Raw genomic sequence first — 4,997 nt, 5'->3', positions numbered from 1 at the left:
TGTACCGGCTTTGCCGGTTAAAAAGATATGGCGGTTGGTTTGCTGAATAAAATCTGCCGCCAATTGAAACATCGTGTTGCTGCTGTCTGTCGGAGGCATAATCAAAAAATGTAAAGCAGCGAAGATAGCGCATTATAATTAATAATGAATAATTAATAATTAACAGGGAGTGGTACTAAGGAGCAGTGATACCGGGTGCACATCGCCGTTATTATTAATTATTAATTATCCACTATTATTCTAATGAACAACGAATAATTAATAAGAGAGCGATGCCCAAACGCACATCACTGTTTATTATTAATTATTCATTGTTCATTCTTAATTATTTTTTGCGAAGCTGCTCTAACAGCTGCAGGCCAAGCAGGCCGCTGATAGGGCCTCCGCCGCCGTCATTGCCGCCTATGAGCACATCCGGCATAATGCGTACGTTCTGCGCGCCAATGGACTCCATTACTTTCAGCTGCGTAAAGTTATCGCCGCCCATGGCTTCTACAGCCAGGCGGTAGGCTTCTGCGCTGGATTTACCGATGGCCAGTATTTTTTCCGCTTCTGCATTACCGGTAAGGGATATTTTTTCCGCGTCGGCCTTTGCCAGCAATTCTGTGCGTTCCGCTTCCGCTTTGGCCAGCAGCCTTACTTTTTCCGCTTCACCACCGGCCAGCAGCTTTAAGCGGTCTGCTTCTGCATTGGCCTGCAGGCGCACGCTGTTGGCGTCACCAGTGGCTTTTTTTACGGAGGCATCTGCAATTCTTTCGGCAATCAATACGCCCTGGTCGGCCTTTACAATCTCCTTCTGCATTTCGGCAATGGCGGTTTCCTTTTCGAGGGTTTGCCGGGTTTCCTGGGCCTTCATCTGGGTTTCGTAGGTTACCTTCTGCTCCTCTGCCAGCTTACGGTCGGTAAGGGTTTTCATGAGGCTTTCAGGCGGCACAATGTCGCCTATAAGCGTATCTACGCCAAACACGTTGTACTGTTCCAGCACCAGGCCAATATGGGCCTTGGCGCTCTCCTGCCGTTCCCTGCGGCTTTTGAGGAAGTCAATGGCATCGGCGTTCTGCGCAGAGTTACGGAAATAGTTACCAATGGTAGGTTCCAGCACCTGCGTAACGAGGTTGCTCATATTACCGAAACGCGCTATTACCTTGGGCGCTTCGGTGGCAGGTATATGGATGATCTGCGCTACGTCCAGGTTAAAGGTAAAGCCGTCTTTGCTGCGCACGGTTATGGTAGACAGGTTCTTGTCGAGCTGGTGCGCTTCGCTGCGTGCAGAGGCCCAGTTCAGCACCAGGTTGGTGGTGGGCACCATTTCAATTTTCATGATATAGGGGTTAATGGGGTATTTACCCGGACCTAACGGTTCCGACCATACGCCCTTGGTGCCTTTGGCCACAATGTTGCCATGCTTAAAATCCGCACCGCTCACGTCTTCCCCATCCTGGCCTACGAAGGAGATCACCACACCTACATAGCCGATGGGTATTTCGGTCATGCGCACCATTTCCACTTTGGCAAACCAGGGGTTCAGGAAATATGAGCCGGCCAGCACCACCTGCTCCTGCAGACCTTTATAGCCGCCGTTTGCCAGAAAGGTATCTATATCCTGGAACTTGTTATGCCCTGCAATGGGTTTGCCGGCTATCTGGCCTTCTTCAATGGCTTTACCTTCCAGCGTGGTAACAATGCCCACGGCATTTTCCGGTATGCTTACCATATCAGTGATCTCTACTTCAAACAAAAAGGTATTGATACGGTAAGAGCCGGGAGTAATAATGGCGGTTTGCCGGCCTTTACGGCCGCCGTTCTCCAGGAAGGCGCGGGCATCCTGGAAGGCATCGCAGGGCACTTTGCGGGCTAGTATGGCGCCTGTTTCCAGTTCGGCGCCGTCTTTTGCCAGCACCAGCCCTATTTTACCGGTTGGGATAACGGTAAAGGGCGCATAGGTAACAGTGTACTGCCATATCCATTTCCAGAAGTACACGCCGGGAGCTAATGTTTGCGCCTGGAAACCCGCTTCGCCGTTAAGGGCAATAATGCGGCCTTCCGGCAGCTCCTGCCGGCCAAAGAGCACAAATTTCTTTGTAACCAGGCCTATACGGTCTTCCGGTACTATTACAACACCGAAGCATATACGTAAAATGAGCCGGTAAAATAAAAGGCATAAAAAGGGTACGCCGATGAGCAGCACCCACCTGATGATTTCTGTGTTTTGCATTTAATTAGGGATTTATAATGATTGTGATGCAGCGGGCAGCCAGCAGGCCGCCGGCTGCTGTAAAGGTTGTAAAGCAGCAAGCAGTAAAAGGTACGGGTAAACGCAGGCGCAATAAGCCTGTTATACACTACGGAAGCCTTAGCTGTTTGTTATCTGGTAGCCGGGGGTGAAGTATTGAATCGGAGGGCAACAAAAACATCCATGAAGCTGATCCAATGATCGTCTGTTTTCATTTTACAGTTGTAATTATTATTACGGCACAAAGTTTATACTTTTTTTTGATCTGTGCAAGAAATTTAATACAAGCGCATGCGCAATTCCGCTGGCGGTGCGTGAGGACTTTCAAAGGCGTTACTGCCGGCCATAAAAAAAGCCGGATAAATATCCGGCTTTTTTCCACGCTGCTTCAGCTTATGCTAAAAGTTTAATCTGAAGGTATACACATAGTGGTCGTACAGGGCAACCAATGTTTTGTTGAATACCCGGAAACTGTGCATTTTTTTATCGCCAAGATCGGGCAGATAAAAGCTGAAATGATAAGTTCCGTCTTTCAGGGAATATACATCCACTACCGACACCTTGTCAAATTCATCTTTGCGCTCGTTATTGGCCATCAGTTTCGAGTTAATGTACAGCCACCGGTCGTCCATGCAGCTCATGCGGTTCACTACGCCGGAGGGCGAAGCTACGGTGCTTTGCTGCAGGTCTACCAGCTTAGCTACTTTAATGCGGGCATGGGCAACGGTATCTATGGTTCTGCCTTTGTAAATAATGTTCAAATTGGTGTCCATGCATAAAAACTGGTTACGGTAGTAGTACACGTACGCCAATCTTGCCGTATTTAAATGGTAACAGAGTGCTCCGTCTGTACAGAAGATACCGTCTATCTGCTTCTCCAGCACGGGCGGGGAAGGGCGTATGTACGCTGTTTCGGAGATACGCTTGGCCAGTATGTTCTGGTCCCAGGCGCTATCATACATCCGCAGGATGAATGTGGAAGGCGACAGCGGACGGGCGTTAAAGAACTGGCGGCGACCTTCTGGAAGGCGGGTCAGGGCGGTATCTGGCAGGGCGGTGTGTAGCAACGCGCCCTGCAGGCCGCTCATCATGTATACGTGCGGAGAGTCGATCTGAACGGTGACGGGGCCAACCAGCTGTGTTCCGGGCGGCAGCGCCAGCCGCATATGCGTTGTGTCCGACAGCGCATAGCTGGTGGTGAGCACATAAGTGGGAGCCGTGGAATTACCCAGGAAAATACGGGTGGGTGTAGCTCCTGCAATGTAATAGGAGTTATACTTAACATCCAGTATTTTTTCCGGGGTAGCACGGTGCGGCGGAATAAGCCGTATAAACCCGTTAGGCCGGTGATTGATTTTATCCGATGCGATATACAACACCCATATTGCAGCAATGCTCAGCATAAAGCACGCAATAGCAATACAAATCCTTCCCCGGCGCAGCCGGAGTAAGCGAAATAGACGGTTGAACATTAATACCTTGTTTACAGATCCGAAGTTAGCCTACAGCTAATGTTTGCTCACGCTGATTAAAGTTGACTAAAAGGATTTGTAGAAAGGTACTATACAGGATGTACCCTGGTAAAAAGTATATACTTTGGCGCCAGCCGTAGCCGTACAAATAGTACCTGTATTTGTAATTGTACAGGATGCGGGCAATGATCCTGGATATTGGCATTGCGAAGGATTAACGCTGTCTGTGTACATTGCATCGAAACGGGCATTAGCTTTTGTCATAAATGCAGCGGCAATCACCAGCACCAGTGTGCTGGCAGTTAAGATTACTTTCTTTTTCATAGCTGAAAATTTGTGTTGAAGGTGATTGACTTGGTTCCTAAAGTTTTGCAGGTTTTGGGACAGGCCTGTTTTTGTTGATATATCAAAAAACATTCCCTTTGCTTTCTGGTATACAAGCAATACAAATGCGCAGGATTTTCCCTCCCGGTAAGTAAGTTTTTCACGTAACAATCTCGAATTTGTGTCTTGGTTAATGCTTCCCCCCAATAGCTGGCAACATCAGAAATATTTTTATAATATTTCAGCTAATCTACAAGTTATCTTCGATTTTTTTATCTAATTGTACCCCTTGTTTTGCGTTAAATTTTGATTTAATGCCCGCTCATTTTGTGGGATGGGATAAAGCGTGTCTGTAGGTTGCCAGTTTGTACCCTTTTCATTGTTCAGTATAGCGTTGGCCTGGCCGGTGCGTTTGAGGTCCAGCCAACGATGTCCCCATTCAGTAAAAAGCTCTACCTGCCGCTCGTGGGCAATGGCTTTTAATATATCATCATTGTTCATAACGTTCATAGCAGGCAGTCCTGCACGTTCGCGGATGTAGTTCAGATCGTTTATTGCGCCCTGCGGGTTATCCAGGTGCGCACGGGCCTCTGCCCGTATAAGGTATTGTTCTGCAAACCGCAATACCATTGAATACTCGGTAATATCCGCATCAACTTTCTTTTTGTATTTATACGCGAAGTAATACACCTGCGAGGCGCCTAATGCAATGCTGTCTACCCAGTTACGGCGGCGCCTGTCCCCTGCTTCAAAGGCCTGCAACATATACCGGCTTAATACCGTGGAGTTAAATTCTTCTGTTGCAGGCGCCTGGGTGAGTATAAAATTCCGGCCTTCCCAGGTATTCACTCCCGGATTATTAGGCATCAGCTGCCAGATGGCCTCCCGGCTGGTTTTCAGGAACACGTTGTTCAGGGAATCTTCCAGCTGGTATATACCCTGGTTGATTACAGTTGTTGATAATGCCG

Annotated in this window: 4 protein-coding genes; all 4 read right to left on the bottom strand. The window is 48.2% G+C overall.

Annotated elements, in window-relative coordinates:
• Window positions 1-325 precede the first annotated feature (325 nt).
• Window positions 326-2,215 carry an SPFH domain-containing protein gene (locus VFS25_RS21085; protein WP_326464160.1) on the bottom strand — a complete coding sequence of 630 codons (1,890 nt, stop codon included), beginning with the start codon at window positions 2,213-2,215 and terminating at the stop codon, window positions 326-328.
• A gap of 416 nt (window positions 2,216-2,631) precedes the next feature.
• Entirely contained in the window at window positions 2,632-3,636 is a 1,005-nt protein-coding gene (locus VFS25_RS21080; protein WP_326464159.1) for a hypothetical protein, read from the bottom strand.
• Between the two features lie 135 nt (window positions 3,637-3,771).
• Window positions 3,772-4,200, bottom strand: coding sequence for a hypothetical protein (locus VFS25_RS21075; protein WP_326464158.1), 429 nt, complete (start codon window positions 4,198-4,200; stop codon window positions 3,772-3,774).
• Between the two features lie 105 nt (window positions 4,201-4,305).
• Window positions 4,306-4,997 (bottom strand): RagB/SusD family nutrient uptake outer membrane protein (locus VFS25_RS21070; RefSeq protein WP_326464157.1); only part of this gene is annotated, 692 nt, incomplete at its 5' end.

Origin of the sequence: Chitinophaga sp. (assembly GCF_035761305.1) — a bacterium.
In the GTDB taxonomy this organism is placed as follows: domain Bacteria; phylum Bacteroidota; class Bacteroidia; order Chitinophagales; family Chitinophagaceae; genus Chitinophaga.
This window is presented reverse-complemented; position numbering and strand designations above follow the sequence as displayed.